At 27.2% G+C, this 26,601-nt stretch carries 25 protein-coding genes and 1 tRNA gene; 2 read left to right on the forward strand and 24 right to left on the reverse strand.

Going from position 1 to position 26,601, the window contains the following annotated elements; translation table 11 throughout:
* Window positions 1-5 precede the first annotated feature (5 nt).
* From O6B72_RS01570 to O6B72_RS01595, 6 genes are read right to left on the reverse strand one after another with little or no spacing between them, the layout of a single operon-like run.
* Complete coding sequence (locus O6B72_RS01570; RefSeq protein ID WP_244078924.1) at window positions 6-1,253, reverse strand: murein hydrolase activator EnvC family protein; 1,248 nt, start codon at window positions 1,251-1,253, stop codon at window positions 6-8.
* On the reverse strand, window positions 1,250-2,059 hold the full coding sequence (locus O6B72_RS01575) for a cell division FtsX domain-containing protein (protein ID WP_024962823.1): 810 nt from the start codon (window positions 2,057-2,059) through the stop codon (window positions 1,250-1,252). The genes O6B72_RS01570 and O6B72_RS01575 overlap by 4 nt, the downstream gene beginning before the upstream one ends.
* Entirely contained in the window at window positions 2,046-2,717 is a 672-nt protein-coding gene (locus tag O6B72_RS01580) for a cell division ATP-binding protein FtsE (RefSeq protein ID WP_269492008.1), read from the reverse strand. Before O6B72_RS01580 ends, O6B72_RS01575 begins: the two co-directional genes overlap by 14 nt.
* Window positions 2,714-3,871, reverse strand: coding sequence for a tRNA (guanosine(46)-N7)-methyltransferase TrmB (gene trmB, locus O6B72_RS01585; RefSeq protein WP_269492009.1), 1,158 nt, complete (start codon window positions 3,869-3,871; stop codon window positions 2,714-2,716). The genes O6B72_RS01580 and trmB overlap by 4 nt, the downstream gene beginning before the upstream one ends.
* Window positions 3,871-5,073 (reverse strand): fibronectin type III domain-containing protein, encoded by a 1,203-nt coding sequence (locus O6B72_RS01590; RefSeq protein WP_258298360.1) that lies wholly within the window; start codon window positions 5,071-5,073, stop codon window positions 3,871-3,873. The genes trmB and O6B72_RS01590 overlap by 1 nt, the downstream gene beginning before the upstream one ends.
* A complete protein-coding gene (locus tag O6B72_RS01595; RefSeq protein WP_269492010.1) occupies window positions 5,003-5,965 on the reverse strand; it encodes an RluA family pseudouridine synthase in 963 nt (320 codons plus the stop codon). Before O6B72_RS01595 ends, O6B72_RS01590 begins: the two co-directional genes overlap by 71 nt.
* 53 nt (window positions 5,966-6,018) lie before the next feature.
* On the opposite strand from O6B72_RS01595, the gene O6B72_RS01600 reads away from it, so the two are divergent.
* Entirely contained in the window at window positions 6,019-7,110 is a 1,092-nt protein-coding gene (locus tag O6B72_RS01600) for an FtsW/RodA/SpoVE family cell cycle protein (RefSeq protein ID WP_258298358.1), read from the forward strand.
* Here the strand turns inward: O6B72_RS01600 and O6B72_RS01605 are convergent.
* From O6B72_RS01605 to O6B72_RS01665, 13 genes are all read right to left on the reverse strand, one after another.
* Window positions 7,107-7,712: an MBL fold metallo-hydrolase gene (locus O6B72_RS01605; protein WP_269492011.1), complete on the reverse strand. Its 606-nt coding sequence runs from the start codon at window positions 7,710-7,712 to the stop codon at window positions 7,107-7,109. The two genes, O6B72_RS01600 and O6B72_RS01605, sit on opposite strands and share 4 nt — an antisense overlap.
* Before the next feature lie 373 nt (window positions 7,713-8,085).
* Window positions 8,086-8,442, reverse strand: a complete 357-nt coding sequence (locus O6B72_RS01610; protein WP_269492012.1) for a hypothetical protein — start codon at window positions 8,440-8,442, stop codon at window positions 8,086-8,088.
* Between the two features lie 98 nt (window positions 8,443-8,540).
* Complete coding sequence (locus O6B72_RS01615) at window positions 8,541-10,877, reverse strand: AAA family ATPase (RefSeq protein ID WP_269492013.1); 2,337 nt, start codon at window positions 10,875-10,877, stop codon at window positions 8,541-8,543.
* The gene (locus O6B72_RS01620; RefSeq protein WP_269492014.1) at window positions 10,864-11,994 is read right to left on the reverse strand and encodes a metallophosphoesterase family protein; all 1,131 of its coding nucleotides are present in this window, start codon (window positions 11,992-11,994) and stop codon (window positions 10,864-10,866) included. The genes O6B72_RS01615 and O6B72_RS01620 overlap by 14 nt, the downstream gene beginning before the upstream one ends.
* Window positions 11,991-12,470: a hypothetical protein gene (locus O6B72_RS01625; protein WP_269492015.1), complete on the reverse strand. Its 480-nt coding sequence runs from the start codon at window positions 12,468-12,470 to the stop codon at window positions 11,991-11,993. The genes O6B72_RS01620 and O6B72_RS01625 overlap by 4 nt, the downstream gene beginning before the upstream one ends.
* A 123-nt stretch (window positions 12,471-12,593) precedes the next feature.
* Window positions 12,594-13,091: a hypothetical protein gene (locus O6B72_RS01630; RefSeq protein WP_269492016.1), complete on the reverse strand. Its 498-nt coding sequence runs from the start codon at window positions 13,089-13,091 to the stop codon at window positions 12,594-12,596.
* Window positions 13,092-13,102: 11 nt separating this feature from the next.
* Window positions 13,103-14,635, reverse strand: a complete 1,533-nt coding sequence (locus O6B72_RS01635) for a helicase HerA domain-containing protein (protein ID WP_269492017.1) — start codon at window positions 14,633-14,635, stop codon at window positions 13,103-13,105.
* A 1-nt stretch (window position 14,636) separates the two neighbouring features.
* Entirely contained in the window at window positions 14,637-15,203 is a 567-nt protein-coding gene (locus O6B72_RS01640) for an ATP-dependent Clp protease proteolytic subunit (RefSeq protein WP_269492018.1), read from the reverse strand.
* Between the two features lie 162 nt (window positions 15,204-15,365).
* Entirely contained in the window at window positions 15,366-16,937 is a 1,572-nt protein-coding gene (locus tag O6B72_RS01645; RefSeq protein ID WP_269492019.1) for a hypothetical protein, read from the reverse strand.
* Window positions 16,938-17,553: 616 nt separating this feature from the next.
* Window positions 17,554-19,035, reverse strand: coding sequence for a hypothetical protein (locus tag O6B72_RS01650; protein WP_269492020.1), 1,482 nt, complete (start codon window positions 19,033-19,035; stop codon window positions 17,554-17,556).
* Window positions 19,036-19,601: 566 nt separating this feature from the next.
* A tRNA-Asn gene (locus O6B72_RS01655) sits at window positions 19,602-19,676 on the reverse strand.
* Window positions 19,677-19,814: 138 nt separating this feature from the next.
* Window positions 19,815-21,095, reverse strand: a complete 1,281-nt coding sequence (locus O6B72_RS01660; RefSeq protein ID WP_156846618.1) for a dihydroorotase — start codon at window positions 21,093-21,095, stop codon at window positions 19,815-19,817.
* Window positions 21,092-22,021, reverse strand: coding sequence for an aspartate carbamoyltransferase catalytic subunit (locus O6B72_RS01665; protein ID WP_269487386.1), 930 nt, complete (start codon window positions 22,019-22,021; stop codon window positions 21,092-21,094). The genes O6B72_RS01660 and O6B72_RS01665 overlap by 4 nt, the downstream gene beginning before the upstream one ends.
* A gap of 105 nt (window positions 22,022-22,126) precedes the next feature.
* On the opposite strand from O6B72_RS01665, the gene O6B72_RS01670 reads away from it, so the two are divergent.
* Complete coding sequence (locus O6B72_RS01670; protein WP_269487385.1) at window positions 22,127-22,618, forward strand: CreA family protein; 492 nt, start codon at window positions 22,127-22,129, stop codon at window positions 22,616-22,618.
* A gap of 31 nt (window positions 22,619-22,649) precedes the next feature.
* Here the strand turns inward: O6B72_RS01670 and O6B72_RS01675 are convergent, their stop codons facing one another.
* The 5 genes from O6B72_RS01675 to O6B72_RS01695 all read right to left on the reverse strand — a co-directional run bounded on the left by O6B72_RS01675 (window position 22,650) and on the right by O6B72_RS01695 (window position 26,524).
* Window positions 22,650-23,288: an HAD family hydrolase gene (locus O6B72_RS01675; RefSeq protein WP_269492021.1), complete on the reverse strand. Its 639-nt coding sequence runs from the start codon at window positions 23,286-23,288 to the stop codon at window positions 22,650-22,652.
* A gap of 8 nt (window positions 23,289-23,296) precedes the next feature.
* Window positions 23,297-24,079, reverse strand: coding sequence for a patatin-like phospholipase family protein (locus tag O6B72_RS01680; protein ID WP_269492022.1), 783 nt, complete (start codon window positions 24,077-24,079; stop codon window positions 23,297-23,299).
* Window positions 24,080-24,154: 75 nt separating this feature from the next.
* Entirely contained in the window at window positions 24,155-24,511 is a 357-nt protein-coding gene (locus O6B72_RS01685; protein ID WP_269492023.1) for a c-type cytochrome, read from the reverse strand.
* Window positions 24,495-26,129 (reverse strand): FAD-binding oxidoreductase, encoded by a 1,635-nt coding sequence (locus O6B72_RS01690; protein ID WP_258298302.1) that lies wholly within the window; start codon window positions 26,127-26,129, stop codon window positions 24,495-24,497. Before O6B72_RS01690 ends, O6B72_RS01685 begins: the two co-directional genes overlap by 17 nt.
* Window positions 26,126-26,524, reverse strand: a complete 399-nt coding sequence (locus tag O6B72_RS01695; protein WP_258298301.1) for a hypothetical protein — start codon at window positions 26,522-26,524, stop codon at window positions 26,126-26,128. The genes O6B72_RS01690 and O6B72_RS01695 overlap by 4 nt, the downstream gene beginning before the upstream one ends.
* Window positions 26,525-26,601 lie beyond the last annotated feature (77 nt).

Here is a 26,601-nt window from a genome sequence, read left to right on the forward strand (position 1 = left end):
TGAGTTTATTTTAATGAAATTAATTCAAGCGGATTGATATGAAAGTTTTTTTGCGTAACTTCAAATGTTAAATCGCTTTTTACTCTTCCAATAGAATAACCTTTTTTTATAACACTTCCATTTTTTATAGTTGGAGCGATTTGGCTTAAATTCGCATATATTGTATGAATACCATTTTTATTTTCAACAATTATAACATTGTCTAAAACTGGGGTACTTTTAGCAAATATAACTTTTCCATCAAGAACATTATAAACTTGTGCATTTTGTGTATTTGAGCTTAAAATAACTGACTCATTAAATATTTTTATATCATAAACTGGATCTATAAAATTTCCAAATTTTCTCTTTACAAAGGCATTTTTTAATGGAGAAATTGTTTTAGGACCAACATATTTTTTAACTCTACTTTCTTTGTAGCTTGAGCCATAAAGTTTAACTTTTTTATCAATATCTTCAACTCTTTTATCTCTTTTTAAAATTTCTGGCTGGACCTCTTGTTTTTGAACATTCTTTTGAGCTATTTTTCTAGCTTTTTCTTTCTCTTCTTTATCATCAATAATTTTAAGTTCCTCTAAGGTAGAAGCTAAAGCTTCACTTTGTTTTTGGGTATTAATTAATTTTTGAATATAATCTTCTTTGTTTTTATTTAAATTTTCAACCAATTTTTTTTGTTTTTTTTGAGCATTTGAAAGCTCTTCTTTTTTTGCACTATACTCTTTTAAATTTTTTTCCAAATCTAAAATTTCTTTGTTTTTTTTATCAATTGTTTTACTTGCTTCATCGTGGGTTATAACTAAATTTGCAATATCTTTTCTAAAAACATCACTTAAAGATGCAAAAACTTCATTTGAGATAAGTGATTCATAAGTTTTTACATCACCATCCTGTATTAGATTAAAAGAAAAATCTTCCACTATTAAATCAGTGATTTTTTTCTCAAGTTCTAATTTTATTTTTACCAAATCATCAGTTTGTTTATTTAGCTCATCTAACTTTGTCGCTTCGTCTTTGTATTTTTGTGACAAATTTACAACTAAGCCAGTTATTTCATCGATTTGAGCATTTGTTTTTTTTAACTCAGCACTTTCTTTTACTATTAAAGATCCAAGTTCATCAATCTTTTTAGATAAGTTTTTTTCTTCACTTTTTTTCACAGCTATATTTTTACTTGTTAATTCTATCTTATCTTTTGTGCTTTGATTTGCAAAAATATAGCTAAAAATGAGTAAAAAAAGAGCTATTTTTTTCATAAATTTTCTTCTTTAATACCAAACATAACAAAAGTTGCAGATACAAAGGCAACACTTAAAGACATAGCAAAAATAAACAAAATTTGATCTATTGTTAAAGCATACGTTAAAGGTAATGAAATAGTTGAAATAAAACTTTTATAAATAGCAAAATTAGGCAATATAAAGAAAAATCCACTTACTAAAAATGCAGCTAATAAACTATCCCAAAAAGCTAATTTATATAAAAAAATACTTTTTGTAAGGTATTGAGCACCAAATAAGTTCATAACCTCTATTCTGTTTTTATGCTCAAATGTCCAAATTTTCATCTGTTTTAACATAAGCATAACTCCCAAAATAGCAATTAAAATAGAAAAAGAAAAAACTAAGCTTTTAATAAATAAAAGAAGTTTATATATACTACTATGCGATTTTGAAAAAATTTCAACTCTACTTATACCATCAATTTTTTGCAATTTTTGATTAATAAAATCAAGCTGTTCATTGCTTGGAAAAAATTTTAAACTTACACTATAAAATTTAGGAAGGTTTTCACTAACTTTTGCAATTGCCTCTTTTGAAACTTTGTTTTGTAAATTTTCAAGCATATTTTTAGAACTTATTTCATTTAAATTTTGAATTTCATCTAATTTTAGACTATTTAAATCAAGTGATTTTTTTGAAACTAAGATTATGCTATATTCATCTTTTATTATTTTTTCATACTCATTTACTAAAGTATTTACAAAAAAGCTAAACTGTATAGAAAACAAAAGTCCAATAAGAGAAATAATAACGCCAAAATGTGTCCTAACGCTCTTCAAATACTGCTCCTTCCGATATTCTAAAATGTCTAAAATTAAATTTTAAACTTGACGGCGCTCTGTGAGTTACTACAACAACTGTTGCATTCCATCTATCATTTGCAAGCCTTAAAAGTCTCCAAATCATCTCACTTGACACATCATCTAAATTTCCTGTTGGTTCATCACATAAAATCAATTGAGGATTTTGTGCCAATGCTCTTGCTACAGCAACTCTTTGCTGCTCACCGCCGCTTATTTCAAGCGGATATTTGCCAACTTTATGAAAAAGTTTAACTCTTTTTAAAAGATTTTCAACCTGAGCATCGCACTCTTTTTCACCGTATCCTGTGATAACTAAAGGAAGTCTGATATTTTTTTCAATAGTCCATTCAGCAATTAGTCTATAATCTTGAAAAACGATTCCTATTTTTTGCCTAAGATGTCTTAAATTTTTAGCAGATCTGTTTTTTAAATCATAAAAGCAAACTTCTAAATCGCCACCTTTTATACTAATTCCGCCATAAAATGATTTTAAGAGTGTTGATTTTCCACTTCCGCTTTCTCCTGTAATTACTATAAAGTCCTTTGTTTTAATGCTGAAATTTGCACCATTTATAACAGGACTTGAACCGTGATATCCAAGAGTTAAATTTGAAGCTTTGATAATATCTGTCATTTTAGTAAAATTTCCTTTATTTTTTCATGTGCTTTTTGATTTATCTCTGTTGGAAGCGGTGAGTTTATATAGTACTTACTAACTTCGCTTGAAATGTAAATAAATCTATTTTCATTAACACTAAAATCTCCAAAAGAGAGTTTTAACAAAATTTCATCATCACTAAATTTATAAATTTCTTCGAAATTTATAAAAAAACCATCAAATTTAAACTTTTCGTGTTTAAATTTTGATGCTATTTTAAAAGGATCAAATTTTGGAAACTCTAACTCTTTGAAATTTGAAATATCATCTGATAAGTAATTATTTATCATAATAATATCATAAATATCTTTATCTTGTTTTTTCCATCTATCTTCATATTTGCTTGAAATTTCTAAATTTTTATTCTTATAAATTTCCAAATTAACACCATTTAAATCAAGCATTTCATTTATGCTAAACTCACTATAATTTCTACTATCACTTCTTAATTCAAATCTACCATTAACTTTTAAAACTCTTTTAGTTTCTTCTAAAAAGTTTTTTGAAATTACTCTTCTATGTGGCGAATCATCCCAGGGAACTGGAAAGTGCAAATAGATAAAATCAACAGAATTTGACTTAACTAAACTTAAAAAACTTCTTGCATCACAATTTAGTAGAGCCAAATTTACAAGCTTATCTTTTATAGCTAAATTTTCCACTTGATCAATTGATGGTTTATAAATCTCAATACCCAAATATGAAATTTCGGTGTTTTCTTTTGATCTATATAAAAGGTGCCTTCCAGAACCAAAGCCTATTTCAATTGCTTTTTTACTAGAACTGTTTAAAAAATTTATTGCTTCTAATTCATCTTTTACAATTTTACTTTTTTTAAATTTGCTTTTTTTAGCATTAATTGAATTTGTAATAAGCTCTTGAGTAAATTCATCTCTAAAAATTTCTAGAGCAATTTGTAAATTTTCAATCCTTGCTGGACGGGTAATTTTTTCAGATTTTATGATAAATTTATCTCCACTAGGTTTTATAGTTATAAAAAATTTTTCACCAAAAACTTCAGTTAAAAGCAAATCTACAACTCTTCCTTTTGCAAGTTTTAAAAACTTCACTCCATTCTTTTCAAAAGGAAGAGTTAAATTTTTAAGTTTTTTTACTCTAAAATTTGGCATTAAAACTCTACACTCATTTTATTTGATACATTTGAGTTTATGCTATATTCATCTACACTATAAACTCTATAACTATATTTTGTTCCTTTTGCAACTTCTCTATCTACATAAGACATTGTTTTTATATTATCAACTGTTTTTGTACTACCACCACCATCTCTTATAAGAACAAATTTATCATAATTTGCCCCAGTATGCCAGTTAAGTGATATAGAGTTTTTTTCAATTATTGGCTCACCTAAAACAGGTGCTTTTGCAGCAGCTAGTGTTTGCCCCATAATAGCCTCATCTTGAGCCAAGCTCTCAAGCCCATCTTTATCAACTAAAGTTACTTTATAATATCTTCTAGCCCCATTTGCATTAATTAAATCTTCATAGCTATTTTTATCTGTTTTAGCAAGTGGAACAAGTGGCAAAATAGATCCTCTTGAAGTATAAATTTGATAATGCGAAAAAGCATCATTTAATGGACTATCCCAAGTTAAAATTATTTTTTTTGGCTGATCAATTGTAGCCTGAAGATTTATAACACCAAGTGGAAGCTCTTTTGTTTGAGCAGTTAATACCTTTGATGGTTCTGAAATATCACCATCAAGAGTTTTTACTCTAATTCTATATTGATACATCTCCCCACTTTTTACGCTATTATCTATATATTCAGCACTCAATCTCCCTTTAACTTCGGCTTTTTTAGACCAACTACTTTTTTCATCTTTTCTTCGCTCGATTATGTATGAGCCAACTTTTAAATTTGCATGTGGTCTCCAAACAAGTTTAACTCTTTCAGGAAGACCATATATTGCTTGAGCAAACGAAACTGTTTCAATTCCTTTGGAAGTGCTAGCACTTACTACTATGCCATCTGCTGAAATGCCATTTTGACCAAATGTTTTAATAGCATATCTATAGGTTGTAGCAGGGCTTAAGCCATCATCTAAATAATGAGTTGCAAAACGATCTTTTATAGTACCCACTAATTTTAAAGACTCGTTTAAATTGGCCCTATAAATGTAGTATCCCATCACATCTAAATCTTTTGGATCGCTCCACTCAAGACCAATTGATTTTGAAGAACTAACTGTTCTAATATCATTTATTGCAGGTAAAGAACTATCTTTTACCATAGGAACTTTATGTGAGGCGCAACCAGCTATGAAAATCATCAAAACTACCGATAATAAAATTTGGTGAAAATTTTTCATACGCTTTCTCCTTAATGTTTTTATAGTTTAAAAATTCATTATCTAAATTTGCTACAAATTTCATATTTTCCCCAGTTATTGGATGTTTGAAATATAAAATATAAGCGTGTAGCATTAAACGAACAATTTTATCATTTTGGCTCTTAAATCCATATAAATTATCACCTATTATATAGCGATTTATACTTGAAAGATGAACTCTTATTTGATGAGTTCTTCCACTAAAAAGCTTTGCTGCAATTAAATTTACCTCATCATCATTATATAAATTTAAAAAAGCACTTTTTGACTCTCTTGCTCCTTGCACAATCGCTTTTTTAAGACGATTCTTGGGATTTCTACCAATTGGTCTATTAATTATTAAGTTTTCTTTTAAGCTTAAATTTATTAAAGCTAGATAAATTCTTCCCATTGTTCTATCTTTTAGCTGGGTAGCTAAATTTAAATGCGCCTTATTTGTTTTTGCTATAACAAGTGCACCACTTGTACCTTTATCAAGTCTATGAACAATACCTTTTCTTGTATTGTTCAAATTTGAAAGAGCATAGTTTTTATCTAAAAGCCAGTCTAAAAGAGTTGGTTCTTTTACACTTGGTGCTGGATGAGTTACTAAATTTGCAGGTTTATTTATAACTAAAATATCACTATCTTCATAAATTATTGGTATTTTAAAATCAGTTTTAAAATTTTCTTTTTTATCTTCTTTTTCATCCAAATTTATAGAAATTTTTTTTCCTACTTCGACTATAAAAGATGGCTTTAAAATAGGTGTTTTATCCAAAGTAACCAAACCGTTTTTTACTAAATTTGAGGCTTTATTTCTTGATATTTGCAACATTTTACTTACAAAAACATCCAATCTTAAATTTTCATCTACTAAAAAATCACTCAATTTGATACCTTTTTTTGTTATAATCCACTTAGAAATTTTAAATGGAGATATAATTGATAATTTTTGATAAGCGTATTTTAGCACATTTTGACTTTGTTCAGCTACTTTTTATAATTCCTATTTTAGTGCTATCGCATATTTTAATATCTGAAGCAAATGAAATTTTAGCTTTTAAACAATACATCTACTACGCACTTGGCTTTGGAGTGTTTTTATTTTTTTTTATAGTTCCATTTAGAAAACTTGAATGGATAATTCCATTTTTTTACTGGTTTGGGATAGTGTTATTAATAAGCGTTGATCTGTTTGGCGTAAGCAAGCTTGGCGCAAAAAGATGGCTTGAAATACCACTTATAAATTTTACAATCCAACCAAGTGAAATTATAAAACCGGCATTTATATTAATGCTTGCCTATATGGTTAAAAAAAATCCTCCGCCTAGTAACGGATACGACTTAAAAAGCTTTTTAAAATTTAGTTTTATCATACTTTTACCATTTATTTTAATACTTAAAGAACCGGATCTTGGAACAGCTATGATACTTTTATTAGGCGGATTTGGCACACTATTTATCATTCATGTTAATAAAAAAATTTGGATAAGTTTGTTTTTAGTAATATCTGTGGCATCACCTGTAATGTATCAAAGTTTACATGATTATCAAAAAAAAAGAATAACTGAGTTTTTATCAGAAGAGTCAAGCTATCATGTAAAGCAGTCAATCATCGCTATCTCAAATGGTGGAATGAGTGGAAAACCAAAAGATGAAGCTACTCAAACACACTTTAAATTTTTACCAATTGCAACAAGTGATTTTATCTTTGCATATAATAGCGAGCGATTTGGATTTGTGGGAAATTTACTTTTAATGGGGCTTTATTTATGTTTAATAATACACTTAATTACATTAAACTACCAACTAAAAGAGGACTACTTTACAAGAGTTGTGGCGACAAGTATTGGGGTTTTAATTTTTATCTATGCAGGAGTTAATATCTCAATGACAATCGGACTAGCACCAGTTGTAGGCGTTCCATTGCCATTTTTTAGCTATGGTGGAAGCAGTTTTATAACTTTTATGTGTTTGTTTGGAATGCTTCAAAATCTACTTACTTTTAAATTTAAAGATAGCTATAAACTTTAAAAATAGTTTAAAAAATGCTCTAAATTTGGTTTTTCAGCACTTAAAAAACTACTATTTCCATGACCTGGAAAAATCTCAAAATCATCTTTAAAACTTAAAACTTTTAAAATGCTTTCCCTCATATCAAAGGCACTTGAAAAAGGAAAGTCATATCTTCCAATGCTATTTTTAAATAAAAAATCTCCACTAAACAATACAGGTTTTTCATCATTTTTACAAACTTCAAGCATACAACATCCTGGTGTATGGCCAGGAAAATGATGAAAAATAACTTTAAATTCCCCTACTTTAAACTCATCTTTATCAGCAGTTAAAACATCTGCATTGCAAGTTTTTTTAAGCATACTAAAGTTATCATTTTCAAGCATAAACGCATCATTTTTATGAATATAAATTCTAACACCATCTTCTTTAAATTTATAATCATCGTATACGTGATCAAAATGACCATGAGTATTAAAAACAGCTAAAATATTATCTGAATTTATTTTAACCCACTCATATGCATTTTCGCCAGGATCTATTACAATATCGCCGCTTGAGCCTTTTAAGATATAACAATTTGTTACGGCAATCCCGAAGCTTTTTTTAAGAATTTTCATATTTTTTCCCTTTTTAAAATATTAAATAAATTCTAAAAAATTTATTTAATATTTTATGAAATTATTATTTAATAAAACTTAAGCTTATTCTCTAACAATATTTTAAATATTTCAATACTTTATTGTTTTTTATCTATAACCGTAATTATTAATTTGTAATATTTTTTTAAGATGTCAAAGCCATCAATAAAAAATAATTTATTTTAATTTGAAACATACATTACAACCATTATAACACATTGGTGTTGGCAATGCCTAAATAGCCAACAACCTAATAGAATATTAAAATAATGAATAGGTAATAATTTTTCTAATAATTAATTTTACATAGCTTAATGAAAGTGCTATTTTTTATATTCAACACCTAATAGTACTAAATCTCATCTGGATGACCTTTTCCAAACATCAAAAACCAAAGTCTATTTAAATTTCTAATTTCTTTTTCAGTCAAAATTTTATAATCTAAATCTTCCTCTATTGAGTTATCTAAGCTAGCATTAGAAGACCACCTATCACCATCTCCACATAAAGCATTAATAAATAAATTTAGATCTAGTTTTACATATTCAGATAAAATATCCCTATTAACGCCGCCAAGCTCTAAATAATAATTGAGCAACTCTTTTTTATCTTCGTTTGAAATCTCATCATTTGAAATCATATCATCCATCGTGCTATGCAACTCTTTTAAATTTTTACAATTTTTTAATATCTTTTTTTTATTCTTCATTTTTTTTCCTAAATAATATTGCTTGTTTACTATTTTTATTTTATCAATAAGCTTTATAATATTTTATTAAGACATTATATACAATATTATAAAGCCTTTTAAAGCTCTATAATATTTTCAAATGCATCTTTAATATCTTGCTCGTGAGATATTAAAAACACTTGAGAATATTTCTCTTTTATTGCATTAAAAGCATTTAAAATACCTTCTCTTCTTTCTTCATCTTGTGAGCCAAAAATCTCATCAAACGCTAAAAATTCTGTAGTATTAATACCATTTAATTCAGCCGCAACTTCTGAGATGGCTATTCTAATTACTAAATTTGCCAAATCTATCTCACCTCCTGAAAATCTTTTAATATCATATTTTTTACCTTCATCATAAATAAAAAAATCAAAATCATTGTCTATTTCTATTAGATCATATTTTTTATTTGTAATTTTTGAAAACATATCAGAAGCAATTGTTGAAATTCTTGGAGAAATTGTAGAGTTTATATATGTTTTAAATTTTTCTAAAAAATTTTTTATCTTATCGTTGATATCTTTTTTATTTATTAATTCCTCTTTTTTTTCTTCATTTTTGATATTGTTTTTTTCATCAGCTTCTATTTGAGAAAGTATTTTTGTATTATTATTTAAGTCTTTATTTTTATCATCTGTTTTTTTATCTAGTTCTTTTATTTTTTCTTCTAGCTCTTCTTTCTCTAAATTTTTATTGTTAAATTCTTTTTCGTCATATTTTAAAGAACTATTATTTTCTTGAATTCCTAGAAGTTTATTGTTTTCTTCGCTAATTTTTGAATTTAAATCTTTTATTACACCTTCTACTTTTGGAATTCCTTTAATTACTTCTAGGGTTGTTATATACTCATCTTTTTTAGGTTCTAGTTTTTTTTGATTTTCAATAACTTTATTATGATAGTTTTCATCGTAGTTTATATTTTTAAAAACTTCTAGTTCTTCGTTAAGTGTTTTTATTTCATTTTTTATTTTGATTATATTTTCTTTGTCTTTATTATAATTTAAAAGTCCTTTTTCTAATTCGTTTTTTTTAGCATCATGGTCTTTTATTTCTTTTTCAATATTATTTTTTTCTTCTTCAACACTTTTAAGCTCAGATTGATATTTTTCTATGTTTTTTCTTTCATCTGAAATCTTATTTTGACTTAAATCATTAATTGTTTTTGTTAGTGAACTTATTACTCCGTCATATTCGTCTTGTAAAGGTCTTGAGCAAGTTGGACAAGATGCGTTTTTCCCTATTTTTTGAATATTATCTTTTTGGGTTTCAGCTTTTTGGATTGCTTCTTTTGCTACGTTTATTCTCTCTTCTGCAGTGTTTATATCTTTGTCAATACCTTTTATTTTTTCAGATAAGTCTTTTAATTTTTCTTCGTTATTATCATAATTTTTATTTAAAATTTTATAATTTTTTATTATCTTTTTTATTTCTTCTTTTTTTAATTTTAAATTTTTTTGTTGAGAATCTAAATTGTTTTTTTGGTTATTAAAATTTTTTTCTTTTTCATTTTTTATACTATTTTTACTTTTTAGTTCATTTAATTGCTTAATTTTTTGTTCTAATTCATTGTAATCATCGTTGTATTGTTTAAGGTTCTGCAGTGAATTTTGTTTGTTTTTTAAGTCTTTCAACTCTTTTTCATAGTTTTGAATTTGATTTTTGTATGTATTGATTTTATCTTCACTATTTTTTATATCTTTTAGTTCTAAAAGCTCTTTGTTTATTTCTATATATCTATTTTTGAGTTTATTTTTTTCTTTGCATAGTTCTTCAATTTCCTTATTTATAGCGTCATTTTCATCTTTATGTTTTTTTATGTTTTCAGACATTTTAGTTTTTTCATCATCTGATAAAACTGATATTATGCCTATTTGGCTGCTTAAGTCTTTTATTTCTTTTTGTAAATTTTCTGTTATTGTGTCTAATTTTTCTAGCCCAAGCAGTTTTCTCATCATTTTTTTTCTATCTTGAGTGCTTCCTTCACTTAAAGTAATAAGATCTTTTTGTCTGGCAAATACTGTATTTTCAAAAATTTTCCTATTCATTTTTATTAAATTTAATATTTCTTCATTGACACTTGATGTATCAGAGGCTATTGGGTTATCGTTTTTATAAATAGAATCTTTTGAAATTAGATTTTTACCAGTATATGTTCTTATTACAATATAAGCATCACTACCTATTAAAAAATCTAACTTAACTTCAACTGACTCATTTTCATCTGCATTTGAGTTTTTAACAAGCTCTTTTTTATTTTTTAAGTACCCAAAAAGTGCAAAACTTATAGCATCAAATATCGTAGATTTGCCACTTCCATTTTTACCAACAATTCCTGTTATCCCATCACTAAAATCAAACTCTTCATAGGCATATTTTTTAAAATTTTTTAAAGTTAGTTTAGTTAGCTTCATTGTAATCCTCCTCATGACTATCAAAAAGTTCTTTTACTTTTTCTATTATTTCATTTTCATGCTTATCACTACTTGCCTCTTTTTCAATAAATTCTAAAAATTGTTCTTTTAACGATGATGATTCAATGTTTATATCTATCATATCGTCTAAATTATCAACCAAATTTCTTTTTATGTAAACATACAAAGCATCTTTTAGTCTATTTTTTATATCTATATTTTTAATATTTATTGAACTTGTTGTTGTTAGGTTATTTAAATTTACTATACAAATAGCATCTTTTATTACATTTAGATTAATCTTATCCATATCTTCTTCATATTTATCACAATCTATATTAAATTCATAAAAGGGTCTTATGTTAATATTTTTAAATTCTACTTTTGGATCTTGATTTTTGAATATATCAGCAATTATAAATCCTTTTTCATTTCTTGTATCATTCAAGCTCGTTCGTTCAGTACTTCCACTATAATATACATTTTTATGCTTTCCAACATTACTAAAACCATGCCAATGGCCAAGTGCAACATAATCCATTTCTTCAAAAATATACTCTTTATTTTCTGGATAACACCATTCGCCATATTCATCCATTGACCAACTAGCTCCTACTGTGCAGTGCATTAACATTATGTTAATTTTATCTGATTTTATATTTTTTTCACAAAGTTCTATTTGTTTTAGTGCCTTATTGCTATCATTTATATGTGGTAAACAGTGGAAAACAACATCTTCGAATTCATCAAATAGCTCATATTGCTGTTTATAGGCTATATAAACATTTTTAAAAATTTTAAAACACCCTAAAATTGGAGTGCTTGTATTTGACTTTGGTGTGCAATGATTACCAGCAATCATTATAAAAGGTATGCCTAATTCATCAATTTCTGATATTTTATCTATTGCAAACTCAATAGCCATATTACTAGGTGATACTTTATGAAAAAGATCACCTGTATGTATAATATAATCTGGTCTAATAACCTTTATCTCTTCAACAACCTTAGAAAAAGCATCATAAAAATCAGCCTCCCTTTGATTTGTGCCGTTTTGACCTAAAATATTTAGATCACTATAGCCTAAATGCGTATCACTAAAATGTAGTATTTTCATTTTTTATCCTTTTGCTCTTTAACATATTCAATCATTGTGCCAATTTTAATAAAATTATTACCTTGATTTATATAAACACCTACAAAACCACACCCTTCAAAGCCACATAAAGAATTTTCTTCGATGTAGTTTTTTACAGTCATAACTCCTAGGTCTTCAACTTCTATAAGAATATCTATTATTTGATATTTTTGCTTTCCATGATCATCACAAAAATCATAATATCCCATTAAATCTCTTTGCTTAATTATATGAGAGTTTCTCTCATCTAGAATATCAAGTATTTTTTGTTCGCTGTCTTCATCGCCTTTTAATAGTAAATCATTTAGCATATTTATTTCTTCTTTATTAAAAGCATTCTCTTCTTTTATAAAAACTTGAAAACTATTTTCTATACTCCAACCTAATATTACTTTGTCTTCCGTAATATGTTTTATTTCTTCACTATCAAGTGTTTTATATTTAATTTCTTGCATTTTACATCCTTTCTTTCTTAATTTTAAAAGCATTGAATCTTTTTTTTATATAAGTAAAATTTTCTGCAATACGATTGTTATTAAATTTATTTAATAATTTGTTTATATTCATAATTTTTCCTTTTATATTTTCCTTTTAAGTGTGTTTTCTTCTTCCTTTTTTCTTTTTAACATCTCCTCAAAAGTTTCTTCTTTTTCTTCAAAAATTTCCCATTTTTTACAGTAACTTTTTTTATTAAGTAAAGTGTTTTTTATTAAGCAAGATAGCATATTAGCCCTGCTGCTTAATTTTGCTAATTTTAATTTAGATTTTGCATTTAAAATAGCCAACATTTCACTATGATAAATTCTTAAAGTTTGTATATTACAACTTTCTATTTTTTTACAAGTTAGAATGCAAATTTCTTTACTAAAAATTAGTTTTAACATTAAAAACTCATCTTTTATATCTGAGCTTATCGATATAAAACTATCTGCTTTTTGCATATTTTTAGCTAATTTTACATCACAAATTTCTAACTTATTTAGATAAAGTGCATAGTTCATAACCGACTCAAATAACTTTAAATCTTTAACTAACTCATCATCATTTTTAAAATGACTCTTACTTAAACTTAGCATTTAGTCTCCCTTTAATTAAATTTTTGTAAATTTTTAGTCAAATTTCTCATTTTAGTTAAATTTTCACTTGTGATAAATTTGACCTCTTTTGTTTTGTAGTTAATTATGTTTTGAGCTATAAAGGTAAATTTTTCACTTAAAAGCTTCTCATCATATTTTAAAATGTAATTTTTTTCTTTAAAACCAGCTGCAAATCTTTCAAAAACTTTATTTAAGCTTTGAAACTCATACTCAGCACCTAACTGCTCGTTTTTGCTTATAAAAAGTGGTTTTGCATTTATAATTTTGTCATTTTTAGCATCATAGCACTCGTTATAGGTTATTAAACCATTTTCATCTTTTATGGCTTTTAAATTTTTAGAATCGCTATAAAACCTTGTTCTATCATTTCTAAATATAAATTTATTTGTTAAATTTTGACAAAGTGCTAAATATCTATTTTCTCCCATTTCATTTATCATAAGATGCTCATTTTGAAAACTTAAAATTACTTCAACTTTTGATTCTCTCAAAACATCAGTATGGAAATCCATGGTTTTATTTACAATTTTTTGAGCCTCGTCTATAAATATTGAAATAGGATTATCCTTGCCTTTTGCCTTCCTTCTGGAAAGATTGTCTAAAGCTCCATTTAATAGTAAGCTAAAAGCTGTTTCAGCAAGCCCTTCTTGATTTACAATAACGATTTTTCCACTATTTAAAAGATCTATTAAACTATTTTCATTTGAGTTAAAGTTTTTATTATAAGCCAAATCCGAACAAGAGGTAATTATACTTGGCACATTTCTCGAATAAATTCTATTTTCATCGTCCATGCCAGAATATGTACCACTTGATCTTTTTGCCCCCTTGAAATTTTTATATTTTATATTAAAGTTGTTCAAGATAGCTTTTGCTCTTTCTAATGGACTTGTAATGTTTTCTAAAAACTCATCTGCTAGTTCTTTCGGCAAATGTGAAACAATGCTTTTAAGATCAACATTTATATAGTTTTCATAAAAATCATAAACCCTTACTGTAAAATCAACAAAGTCATTATAGTTTTCATGCACCATAACGCCTTCTTCTAAGCTAAATTCGGGGACATTTTCTACATAATTTGGAAAAAACTCATTATAGATAAGCGCTATAATTTGCATTTGTTTTAGAGCATTTAGAGTATCATATAGATACCTGCAAGCAAGATTTTCCCACATTGAATCACTATCCATCGTAAAATAGATATTTTTTATTAATCCTATAGCAGATTCTAAATTTATCTCACTTAAAAGATTTATTTTAGCTCCCCATGGAGAATTTACCATTACAACATCGTTAAGTCTATTGTATTTTTTTGCCAAATGTTTGATTTTTTGGTGTTCTTCTCCCTTATAATCGAATGTTAATACCCCATAGCCTTTTTTTATTCTATCTTCCAAAAATGGAATAATAGCAGATGTTGTCTTGCCAGAACCAGTTTCACCAATTATCATCGCATGAGTAAATTCCTCAGGAAGTTCTAAATATTTTTCATTATCTACTTTTGTAAAACCATAATTACTCATCTTAAATCCTTACTTTTTTAGCTGTCATTATCTCATCGCAAAAGCCTAATTTTAAGCACTCATCTGAACTTAAAAAGCAGTCTTTTTCAAGCATTTTAAGAATTTCATCTTTTGGAGTTTTACCTGAATTGTCTGCTAAAATTTCAGCTGTAACTTCTTTTAATCTAATAGCTTCATCAATACTAGTTTGCATATCACTTAGTTTTCCAATCGCACCGCCACTTGGCTGATGTATCATATACCTAGTATTTTTACCCATATACCTTTTATCACCTACTGCAAAAATAATAGCTGCCATGCTTGCAACTAAACCAGTTGCATAGGTATAAACAGGAGCGTTTATTGTTTCAATCATATCTATTATGCTTAGTCCTGCATAGACAATGCCACCAGGACTACTGATATGTAAAAAAATTGGTTTGCTGTCACTGTTTGATTCCAAATTTAGAAGCATTAAATTTATTTTTTCAGTTAGCTCAAAATCAATTGGCGAGTTTAAAAAAATATGTCTTTTTTTAAATAGCTCATTTTCTAAAACTAAATTCGGAGTTTTTAAAATCTCATCCATTGTTTTTCCTTTTTTAAATATTTCAAAGATTTTTTGTCTTTGATGAGGAAATTGTAATTGGTTTTTGAAAGAAAAACTACGAGATTTAAAATAAGATTCTGCTTTAAAATACTATTTTTAGGGCCTTTTGAGCAGAATGTTTAAAATTTTGACATTGATTTTTTAAAAATATTGTGTTCTATCAGATATTTTTTTAAAAGTATTTAAAATTTCTTGTTTTATCGGTTTATTTTCAGAAATATTGGGGTTAAGATTGAATTTTAAAGCAACTGTGCTTTTTGCAATATCACACATAAAGACTATGTAAGCTTTTAACTCACCATCACTGTAGTTTAATATCTCTTTATTATATTTTCTTTCTAAATGAGATAATTTGTAGTATGGAAATGCATCGCCAATATTTAATTTTTCTAAAAGAGCGATTAAATTTTCCCTTAGAGCTTTTAAAGCACTATTTTTATTTTCAGCATTAAAAAACTCATCTACAAAACCATCTATTTTTGCATAAATTTCATCTTTTAAAGGAAGATCTTTATTTTTATCTAATAAAAATTCCTTTGCTTCTTTGTGATAATCACCTCTGTAATTTTCCATAAAAGCACCTAAAAAATCACTATTATAGCTCATTTTTATCTCATCATCTTCTAAAAAATTCATCTCGTTTAAAAAATAGTCGTTTTCTAAAATATTTAAGAAATTTCCTGCTATTTTATAAATTTTGCCAGTTTTCAAAACTAAATGTGCTCCATTATAAAAATAAATACAAGCTATATTTAGATTTTTAATATCATTAGAGTTGTAATGATTTGACATGGTAGCATATTTAATCCCCATTGTATCAATATAATCTTTTGAACGGATTTCTTCAAGTTTTGTATCTGATAGTTCTTTGTCATTTTCTTTAATAAATTCTGTAAAATTATTCCAAAAATCTTTGGTGTCATTATCCCATGGGTAAAGTATGTCTTTACCACAGTATCCATCATATCCATTGCTGTATTTTTCATACTCAGCAGGCTCTTTGTTTGGATATTTATTTTCAAGCCACTTCTTATACTCTTCAAATCTTTTGCTAGATTTACCATATTGGGCAGAACAATACCAAAATAAAATTTCTGACATATTAAGTAGCTTATTTTGTATGTCACTCTCACCTTCTAATAATTTTATTTTATCTACCAATTCTTTTATTTGGATAAGCGGAGTTAAAATATAATTTTTCTTTCTTTTCATCTTATCTAAATCCCAAAGCCGCAAAAGAAAAAAATTTGCATATTCCTTTGATTTTTTTGATTTTTTTGGTAATTTTGATATTGATGCCGCACCTTTTAACTCTCTTAAAAGATCTGCATATTTTCTTTTTAAACTAATATCTTTGTTTAATAATGGTAACTTATCATCATATTGTATTTCATTGTGTTTTTGTATTATGCTACCAATATTTATTAAATAATTTGTGTTCTTTTTATTTTCTATAAATTCTATAATTTTTTTATGTTTTGCTTTTTGATTTGAAGAAAAATTAAAATTTTTTGAGAAAGTCTTTTGAACATTTGTTATTGCTATATCCCATGCCCAAAGTTTTAAAAATTGCTCTATAGTGTTTTTAGCTTGGTTTTTATCTTCGTACTTAGGATTAAAAGGTAATATAATTTTTTCTAAATGAGTTATCTCATACATATCAAAAAATCTATAAAGTGTAGCCAACATAACAACCTCTGGCTTGTAATACATTTTATATCCTTTTATTTTTTTAAAATTTTACCAATACTTAGTATTTATGTCAATAATTTTATATTTTAATGATTATATACCTATTATCCTCATGCATATCTAAAATTGCTATTTTAGACTTTAATTAAATTTTAAAAATTAATAACAATAAAAAATTTATTTAATAGTTTTCAAAATAAACAATATTTAAGTATTATTTTATATTTTTTAGCTCAACATAATTATATAAATTTTAAAGAATCAATATACTATATAAGCACATTACTAGGACTTTATATCATATATTTTAGCATTATAAAAATAGGTAAAAATTATACAATGAGAGATTCGATAACTTAAAATTTTAAAATAAATATTTTCCCAAAAAATATTATCATTATCATATAAAATTTAGCAAAATATTTATTTTACTCTTTTGATTATCAAATAGATTGTTTTTTTAAAAAAATATAACTTTAAAAAATTTTAAAATTAAAGATAATGTAAATCTTACTTATTCTAGTGCTATAAAAAGTAGAATAAAACTATGAGTCTTTAAAAGACTAATTCAAATTAACTCTATATCTACAATTACTATTTTAGGTGCTTATTGTGTTTATGCACTATACCTTTAAAATCAATATAAAATTTCTCCACCTAAATAAACTCTAGCATAGATATAATCACCTACTTTTGGAGCTTTTGACTCCTTCCAAACATCTTTTACAATAAGTGTTTCCATCTCATCAAATACGCCACCATCTTCTTGTATAAATTCATTGGTTATAAAATCTATAGAACAAATAAACGCCCTTTTTTTAAAAAGTTCAAGCCTTACCTTTTTTATTTTTGAGACTCGTCCTTTTATAAAAAACTCATCTTTATCACCGCCTACTCCATCAGCACATACACACATTCTCATATAGCCTGTTTTAAAGACTTTTTTCTCCCCTATTTTACCACCAAAATTCCTTACATTATATGGTGTAATTTCAACTTCTACATCTTCATTTTTTGAGTATTTAGCCCAAAAAGCCACAGCATAAATTCTAGCCTTAAAAGGTATATTTGGAGTATAGATAGCCCTTTTGTTTAAAAAATTATCATCAAAAAATTCCAAACTTCTACCATTTTCCATAGTAAAGCCAATTTGTGCCTCTATACCATTTTCCCAAACATACACTCTATAAATTTTACCGGTATATATAAATCCTATATTTCTATATATTGGATGAGCAGTTGTCATAATAAGTTTTTCATTATTCCTAATAAATTTAACCATTAAAGCACTATTTGATTTTAGACTAGGATATACAAAACAAGATGCATTTTCATAGAGATTTGTTAGATTTTGTGCGTTATTTGTCATTGGTATTACTTCTATAGCATTTCTTATATATTGTTCTAAATTTAAAGCTATTTGTTTTAATCCTAACACATCGTTTTTGAAGCCTATGCGATGATTTACCATGGATAAAAATAAAAACTCATCACCTTTGTTCCCTATAACATGTTTATATTCAAAAACACAATTAATAGGCAAAAACTTTTTTATTTCACAGAAAAACTCTAACCCTTCTTTATATAAAGAACCACTTAAGCCAAAAATAGGATTTTCAAATTTCATCTGGTATTTTGAGCATCTATAACACCAATCATCAAGTTTTTTTTCTAGATTTTTTTTATTCTCATCATACTCTAAGCTAAACTCTTCACACAATGACTCTATGTCAAAACAATCCATATCGCCAAACAAACAAGAAGAATAATCAGCCAATAAATACAAATATTTTATAGCTACAATCCCGTGAGTTTTGCTCTTGTACTCTATATAATAGTTTTTAAGTGAATTTTTTAGTTCTTTTGCCAAATACAACCCATAGCTATCTAAATTTTTATCTTCTTGCAAACTTGAATCTTTAGTTTTTTTATAAAAATTTGCCCTTACTTGTTTGCTCCACTTTTTAAAATCATTTTTTAAATTATCTGAAACTTTAAGATCATCTATGGCTATTTTTTCTAAAATTTCACTACAAAAAGGAGTTGAAATTTTATAAATTTCACCATTTGCAACTTTTATATGATTTTTAAATTTTTCAAAATATTCTAAATTTTCCATATCTATCCATTTTTATTTTATTATACAACTTTTCAACGAACAAAAAAGAAAGTATGACCATATTTAAAAATTAAACAAATTTAATAGTATCTTCTTCCTTTATTGATTTGATAGTAAAAAAATAAATTAAAATAAAAACTTTTATTTTTTATCACCATAATTCAATATTTTCAATATACAAAAATATTTAAACGCAGTTAGATGTAATTAGTTTTTATTAAACTTATCAAAATATTTATCTTTAAAAAATATAAATAGAAATTTTATAAAGTAGTTTTATGAGGGATTTTATCCATCAAAGTTATTTACTAGGCAAAATACTAGATAAAAGCATTTTATATGTTATTTTAAAACTATATTTATTATAAAAACATATTTGTATTAATTCTTTTACAAAATAAATTTTACTACACAAACGTATGAAAATAAAAATGTTTTGAAATAAACTATAATACTACACAGCAAATTACAATTTTAAAAATATAAGAACAAGCAGAAAAAAACTAAAATTAAAAAAAATTAAATTTTTTAAAAAATCGATAAAATGGACTTTTAAAATGAAATAGTGGCTCCGGATGCTGGATTCGAACCAGCGACCAAGCGGTTAACAGCCGCCTACTCTACCGCTGAGCTAATCCGGAATAAAGTAGAAGTTTTAAACTAAAACTCTGTAAAAAAGAAATGTAATTATAATACAAAAAAATTCCTTTGTCAAGTAAATTTGCAAAATTTTATAAAAAATCTGCAAATTTACATAAATTTAGAAAAAATATCTAAATTTAAGCTATGAAATCTGGATATTCCCACACTATTTTTCCACTTTTTATGGTCGTAAAAGCTATGCCTTTTAGTTTTTTTCCAAGAAGTGGGGAATTTAAAGACTTTGATTTATTTAAAAACTCATCATACATATACTCTAAGTTTGGATCTATTATTGCAATATCAGCTAAAAATCCTTCTTTAATCTCGCCTTTATTTTTTAAATTTAAAATCTTAGCAGGATTGAAAGAAGTTAGCCTTACCATATCGTTTAAGTTTATAACATCTTCTTCAACAAGTTTTAAAGTAAGCGGTATGAGTGTTTGAAGTCCTAAAATTCCAAAACTAGCTTTGTCAAATTCTGTAAATTTATCATCTACATTATGCGGTGCATGATCTGTTGCAATTACATCTATAAGCCCATCTTTTAAAGCATTTCTAATAGCAAGTTTATCGCTTTCTTCTCTTAAAGGTGGAGACATTTTATAATTTGTATTATAGTCCATTAAGCACTCATCTGTAAAGCTAAAATGATGTGGTGTGGCCTCACAAGTTACATTTATACCATCTTCTTTTGCTCTTTTTATAAGTTTTAGTGAATACTCTGAGCTAACATGTGCAATATGAATATGCCCACCTGTTAATTTTGCTAAAAGCATATCGCGACTTGCCATAATTTCTTCTTTTTCTCTTGCCATACCTTTTAAGCCTAGAATTGCTGAAACTTTTCCCTCATGCATCACACCACTTCTGCACATTGAACAGTCTTCACAATGACTTATAACAAACGATCCAAAATGCTTTGAATACTCAAGTGCTGCACGCATGACATCACTAGAGCTTACTGGGAGCCCATCATCACTAAACGCCACAGCCCCAGCACTTATCATATCGCCCATCTCAGTTATGCCCTCACCTTTTAGGCTTTTTGAAATAGCACCAATTGGCAAAAGATCTATAAGTCCTCTTTTTTTAGCTTTTTGTATCATATCTCTTGTGATGGCAGCATTATCATTTACTGGATTTGTATTTGCCATAGGAAGTGCAGTTGTCACACCACCTGCAACTGCACACTCGCTTCCTGAATTAATATCATCTTTATACTCATATCCTGGATCACGAAAGTGTACATGCATGTCAATTAAACCTGGCATTACAAGCATATTTTTAGCATCTATTATTTTATCAGCCTCTAAAATTTCATCAGTTATTTTTACGATTTTATCATTTTCTATTAAAATATTTGCTTTTTTTGAACTATCATGATTTATTATAAGACCATTTTTTATTAGAGTTTTCACGCTTTTCTCCTATTCGAGTTTAAAATATCTAAAATAGCCATTCTTACAGCAACTCCATTTTCAACTTGGTTAAATACCATATTAAAATCCCCTTCAAGTACATCTGAATTTACTTCAACGCCTCTATTTATAGGACCTGGATGCATTATTAAAGGGTCATTTGCTAAAAGAACTCTTGCCTTTGTAAGTCCAAAAAATTTACTATATTCACGGTTGCTTGGAAAAGGTGTTGAAGCGTTTTGTCTCTCAAGTTGAACTCTAAGCATTATAATGACATCGGCTCCATCAACTGCTTCTTCCATATCTCTTGCTACCTTGCAACCAAAAGCATCTATGCCAAGTGGCATCATCATAGGTGGCCCAAAAAGTGTTAATTTAGCACCAAATTTACTCATTGCCCAAATATCACTTCTTGCAACCCTGCTATGCTCAATATCACCTATAATAGAAATTTTAAGATTTTTTAAATCACCTTTATGTTCCATTATGGTAAAAATATCTAAAAGTCCTTGCGAAGGATGTTCATTCAATCCATCGCCTGCATTTACAACTGATGAGGTTGTGTGTTTTGCGACAAATGATGCAGCCCCTGAGGAAAAGTGTCTAAGGACGAAAATATCAGTTTTCATGGCTTCTAAATTATTAATGGTATCCATTAAAGTTTCACCTTTTTTCGTGCTACTACTTGCAGCTGAAAAATTTATAGCATCAGCACCCAGTCTTTTAGCAGCAGTTTCAAAAGAAATTCTAGTTCTAGTTGAGTTTTCAAAAAAAGCGTTTATCACAGTTTTGCCACGCAAAGCATCGCTTTTTTTAATATCACTATTGTTCAGAGCTTTGTATTTTTTAGCTAAGTTTAAAAAACAGCTCATCTCATCGACGCTTAAATCCCTAAGTCCAAGTAAGTCTTTTCGTGTGTAATTCATTGTATTTCTCCATTTTCGGGAATTTATGATAGCAAATTTTTCCTTAAAATTTGAAAATTTAACTTTTTAAGATAAAATTTTAATACTTTTTAAAAAAGGAAAAAAATGAAAAACATATTTTTAATACTTTCTATTTTAACATTAAATTTGTTTGCAAATGATGATGCTATAAATAAAATAGGCTCGGTAAATACGGCTTGGAAACTGCTTGGTAAAAATGATAGGATAGAGATAATATCTGTAAAAGATCCAAAAATAGATGGAATAACTTGTTTTTTATCTTACGCTAAAAAAGGTGGAGCAAGCGAAATAGTAGGACTTGAAGAAGATACTAGCAATGCCTCAGTTTCATGTGTACAAACTGCAAAAAAGATTATCATAAAAGAAGATATCTCAAAGGATAAAGAAAATATTTTTAAAAAACGAAGCTCAGTTTTATTTAAAAAAACGCAAGTTGTAAGAATGTATGATGAAAAAGATAATGCAATAATTTATCTAGCCTACTCTGATAAGCTAGTTGATGGATCTCCTAATAACTCAATTTCAGTAGTTCCATGCAACCAAGCAGTTGGAAATGTGTGCGAGTTAATAAAATAATTGAAATTTGCTAAGATTTTAAGTAAATTTTTTATTTTAAATTTATAATATTCCAACCTTTTTCAAGTGCGATTTTTTTAAGCTTATCATCAGGGTTTATACAGTTTATAGAGTGTGCGAACTCACACATTGCAAGATCATTTATCGAATCTGTATAAAAAACTATTTTTTGTGGGTTTAAATTTTTGTTTTTTAAATAAATTTTTAAAGCCTCAACTTTGCCCTCTTGAAAACTTAAAGGAGGTATAAACTCATCCGTATAATGAGAGTTTTCAACCACTAGATTTACACCAATTGCCTCTTTTACATTAAGGTATTTTGAAACTGGATTTACTATATAAGATGGTGTTGCTGAAATTATCAAATTTGGAGTTAGAGTTTTTATCCAAATTTTAGCTTCATTATAAATAATAGGTTTAATTTTAGTTTCTAAAAACTCAGGTATTAATTTTGAAATTTCATCCAAACTAAGGCTTTGTAATGAAGTTATTGAGAATTTCAAATACTCATTCATATTAAGCTTTCCTTCATCATAAAGCTCTATCATTTTTTGATTATCTCTTATAAAATCATCTTTTAAAATACCTTTTTCGAGTAAAAATTCGTGCCATAAATCGTAGCTATCGCCATTAATTAGTGTTTTATCAAGATCAAAAACTGTTAAAGTCATAATTTTCCTTATCTAAATTTTTCTTCATTAACACTATTATAACCAAGTTCAAAAAGCTCATCAAAGTTTTTAAAACTAAAAAGTGAATATTTCTTAATCAAATTTGATGAGATATAAATTGTATCTTTTGATATTTTTGGCTTTTGGGGACTAAGCATAACTCTTAAGGCCCTATTTACGCCAGTTATTAGATTAAAATCATCTTTAAATTTTGGCTTTTTAAAAGGAAGTGAGATATCATATTTATTTATCAAATTTGAAATTGGCTGCAAATCAACAGCTACGGTTTTTTCTTTAAATTTTTCAAAAGGCTTTGTTGGGAGATTGTCTTTAAATCCACCATCTGCTAAAAAATAGTTATCATATTTTACCGCTTCAAAGATAGGTATTAATGCACAACTTCCTAAAACTATTTTTAAAGTATCACCTTTATTAAAGTAAATTATCTCACCACTTTTTAAATCAAGTGCCGATAAATAAACAGGAATTTTAAGCTCTTCTAAGCGCTTAAATTTAAGTAAATCTTGAATAATCTTGTTGTTAAACTCAATTTTTGCAAAGCTTTTAAAGTCCAAATTTAAACTAAATGCGCTTTTAAACTCATCAGTTTTAATAATTTCTAAAATTTCAAGTGGCTTAAATCCACTTGCATACGCCACAGCTACAAATGATCCTATACTTGCTCCACTAATGCGCTTTACATAAACACCAATTTCATCAAGTTTTTGAAGAACGCCTAAATGATATGCGCCTCTTGCAGCTCCACCTGAAAGTGATAAGTTTATATCCAAAATTAAGCCTTTTATTTAAATGCTTAATTTTACAGACTGTTTTTAAACAAATGCCCAAAAAATTGGGCATTTTAATTACTCTTTTGATAAATACTTACCTAAAGCCTTTAGATCTTCATCATTTATCTCAACTTTTCTAAAAAAAGGCATACTATGTTTTCCATCTCTTACAAAAAACTCAACTAACTCAGGATTTAAATCATCTCTTTTTGTTAATTCAGCAGGAATTGAACCTTGATACAATGCCTGCAATGCATTTGTTCCTGGCATATTTGCCCCATGACATGGAAGACACCAATAATTATAAATTTCTTCTCCTGTTTTTGGCATTTTTGCCTCAACGCCGCCACTTAAAATATCATTTTCTTTAGCATTTAAATTTACAAAACAAACAATTCCTATAAAAATCATAATCTTAACTAAGTTTTTCATCTTTTTTTCCTCTTAAATGTTTTGGCCAAATTCCACCACGACCTGGCGCAATTACGCCATTTGGATCTATTGCATCTTTTAATTCTTGTGTAAATCTTTTTAATATATGGTTATTAAAAGAATATACATTATAAACATCATCTTGAAAAGTTGGAGCAGCCCTATAATCTCCCCAGCCATTTTCTGCAGCAACTTCAATCATTTTTCTATAAGCTTTTCTTAAATTTTTATTATGCTCAATATCTGTTCTTGAGTTTCCAAAATTTAGCATAAAACAAAACGCTCTATACATCCAACTTCTAGGATGTGAAAATGGTGTAATCGGCGATGGCATGCCAAGCTCGTGAAAAACATCTATATATACCTCTTGACATTTTAAAAGCTCTTTTCCATCTCTTGGAATAATTGGAGAAAACCACACATGTCCATCTTGAGGCTCTAAACTCTCTCCTCTTGTACTAAGCCAAAAAATCTCCATATTTGGAATTCCAAGAGAAATTTTATGTTTCATTTTAGTAATATCATCTTTGCTTAAAGGAAGTGAAAACTCTTGAACGAGCTTGAAATTTGAGCCCTCAACTTCATCAAATCTACTTTTTATATAGTTTGCATTTGCTTTAACTGATTCTTTGTTGCCATAAATTGGAATATCGATTTGCCAGTAAGGAATTTTATTTTTTAACGCGTAGTTTTGAATCTTTTCAAGGTCTGGTTTGCCATCTTTTGAGGTTAGATATGATTTTAACTCAGGGTTCATTTCTTTTCCATGAGGTGGATTTAAAGGACTTCTATAAAGTGGCCAACCGATAATAAAAGAATCTTCTAAATAATTTAATATTTCAACTATTTTTATTAAATCATCTCTTTTTTTAGCTTCCAATGAATAAAGTGCATAATACTCAGGTTTAGGCATAAGCCAAAAGCCCATTTTTGTTACAATGCCAAAATTTGATTGAGCAAAAAGACCGTCTAAGTAAGCACCATATCCATATTTATTTTCAGCAAAAGTCTTAGCTCCAGGAAGCGCTCCCATGCCGGTTCGCATTATCTCACCATTTGCTAAAACAACTTCCATTCCGCAATGTGCCCCAAAATGATCTCTATACATTCCATAAGTATAACCCCAACCATGATCAAGTGCATTTCCAACAGGACTTCCCCAACCAGGATCTGGCATATCCATAAAAACATTTAAGTTATTATCTTCGCAGTATTTATAAAAGTCAAAGTAGCTAACTCCTGGCTCTAAAATACAGAAATTTCTCTTATCGTCAACTTCTATAATTTTATTCATTCTTTTTAAATCAATTACTATATCACCACGGTTATTTGGGGCTGATGAACCATAGCCTAAATTTTTACCAGTTGAGATAGGAAAAAGTGGAACTTTAAATTCATTTGCTACTTTAACAATTTTGCTTATCTCTTCGGCAGTTTTTGGAGTTATTGCTAATGATGGGATTGGTTCAGTTTCTTCATCCCATTCAGGAGAATAAGCATCCCTATACAAATATATATCTTTTTGATTGTCTATAACATTATCTTCGCCTACTATTTCTTTAAATTTTTTTACAGCTTTTTTAAAATTTTCAACACTTACACCATTTGGTAAAATCATGCTAAACTCCTTTTTATATTTAGATTACTGCTTGGAAATAAAATCCAAGATATCAAACCATCATCTAAAACTTTTTCTTTACTTTGATAGTAAAAATCTTTTGCTATATTCCTAATAACAAAAAAAGTTTCTTTTGAAGTTATGCCAGATGAGATAAATTCATTTTTAAATTTATCCTTTAAATCAAAATAAATCTCACTTACATCTTGATTTATCCTTAATTTTTCCTTATTTGCAAAAGTAAATGCATAGTTTTTGCTTATTTTTAAATTTTCATCATAGATTAAGAAATTCTTATCTTCAAATTTAAAAGAATCAGCAAAAGAGTAATTAGAAAGAAAAAAAGTAGATAAAACGCCAGTTTTCAAAAAATCTCTTCTTGAAATTTCACTCATCACTTAACTCCTTTTATATAATAATGTAACTTAAAAGTTATTTTATCAAATCAAGCAAAATTTTAAGATAGAAATTA

The sequence above is a fragment of the Campylobacter ureolyticus genome (assembly GCF_027277485.1).
Taxonomy (GTDB): Bacteria; Campylobacterota; Campylobacteria; order Campylobacterales; family Campylobacteraceae; genus Campylobacter_B; species Campylobacter_B ureolyticus_B.

Coding starts and splice junctions, on each gene's coding strand:
- O6B72_RS01635 (WP_269492017.1), bottom strand. CDS start 14,635: ATGAGTAATTATGGTTTTACAAAAGTAGATAATGAAAAATATTTAGAA.
- O6B72_RS01630 (WP_269492016.1), bottom strand. CDS start 13,091: ATGCTAAGTTTAAGTAAGAGTCATTTTAAAAATGATGATGAGTTAGTT.
- O6B72_RS01695 (WP_258298301.1), bottom strand. CDS start 26,524: ATGAGTGAAATTTCAAGAAGAGATTTTTTGAAAACTGGCGTTTTATCT.
- O6B72_RS01645 (WP_269492019.1), bottom strand. CDS start 16,937: ATGTATTACAAGCCAGAGGTTGTTATGTTGGCTACACTTTATAGATTT.
- trmB (WP_269492009.1), bottom strand. CDS start 3,871: ATGCCAAATTTTAGAGTAAAAAAACTTAAAAATTTAACTCTTCCTTTT.
- O6B72_RS01620 (WP_269492014.1), bottom strand. CDS start 11,994: ATGAAAATACTACATTTTAGTGATACGCATTTAGGCTATAGTGATCTA.
- O6B72_RS01605 (WP_269492011.1), bottom strand. CDS start 7,712: ATGAAAATTCTTAAAAAAAGCTTCGGGATTGCCGTAACAAATTGTTAT.
- O6B72_RS01690 (WP_258298302.1), bottom strand. CDS start 26,129: ATGATTTTACCAAATGGTGTAAGTGTTGAAAATTTTAAAAAAGCTGTA.
- O6B72_RS01590 (WP_258298360.1), bottom strand. CDS start 5,073: ATGAAAAATTTTCACCAAATTTTATTATCGGTAGTTTTGATGATTTTC.
- O6B72_RS01685 (WP_269492023.1), bottom strand. CDS start 24,511: ATGAAAAACTTAGTTAAGATTATGATTTTTATAGGAATTGTTTGTTTT.
- O6B72_RS01640 (WP_269492018.1), bottom strand. CDS start 15,203: ATGGATGAGATTTTAAAAACTCCGAATTTAGTTTTAGAAAATGAGCTA.
- O6B72_RS01675 (WP_269492021.1), bottom strand. CDS start 23,288: ATGACTTTAACAGTTTTTGATCTTGATAAAACACTAATTAATGGCGAT.
- O6B72_RS01610 (WP_269492012.1), bottom strand. CDS start 8,442: ATGAAGAATAAAAAAAAGATATTAAAAAATTGTAAAAATTTAAAAGAG.
- O6B72_RS01615 (WP_269492013.1), bottom strand. CDS start 10,877: ATGAAGCTAACTAAACTAACTTTAAAAAATTTTAAAAAATATGCCTAT.
- O6B72_RS01580 (WP_269492008.1), bottom strand. CDS start 2,717: ATGACAGATATTATCAAAGCTTCAAATTTAACTCTTGGATATCACGGT.
- O6B72_RS01665 (WP_269487386.1), bottom strand. CDS start 22,021: ATGAATTACACACGAAAAGACTTACTTGGACTTAGGGATTTAAGCGTC.
- O6B72_RS01625 (WP_269492015.1), bottom strand. CDS start 12,470: ATGCAAGAAATTAAATATAAAACACTTGATAGTGAAGAAATAAAACAT.
- O6B72_RS01670 (WP_269487385.1), top strand. CDS start 22,127: ATGAAAAACATATTTTTAATACTTTCTATTTTAACATTAAATTTGTTT.
- O6B72_RS01570 (WP_244078924.1), bottom strand. CDS start 1,253: ATGAAAAAAATAGCTCTTTTTTTACTCATTTTTAGCTATATTTTTGCA.
- O6B72_RS01650 (WP_269492020.1), bottom strand. CDS start 19,035: ATGGAAAATTTAGAATATTTTGAAAAATTTAAAAATCATATAAAAGTT.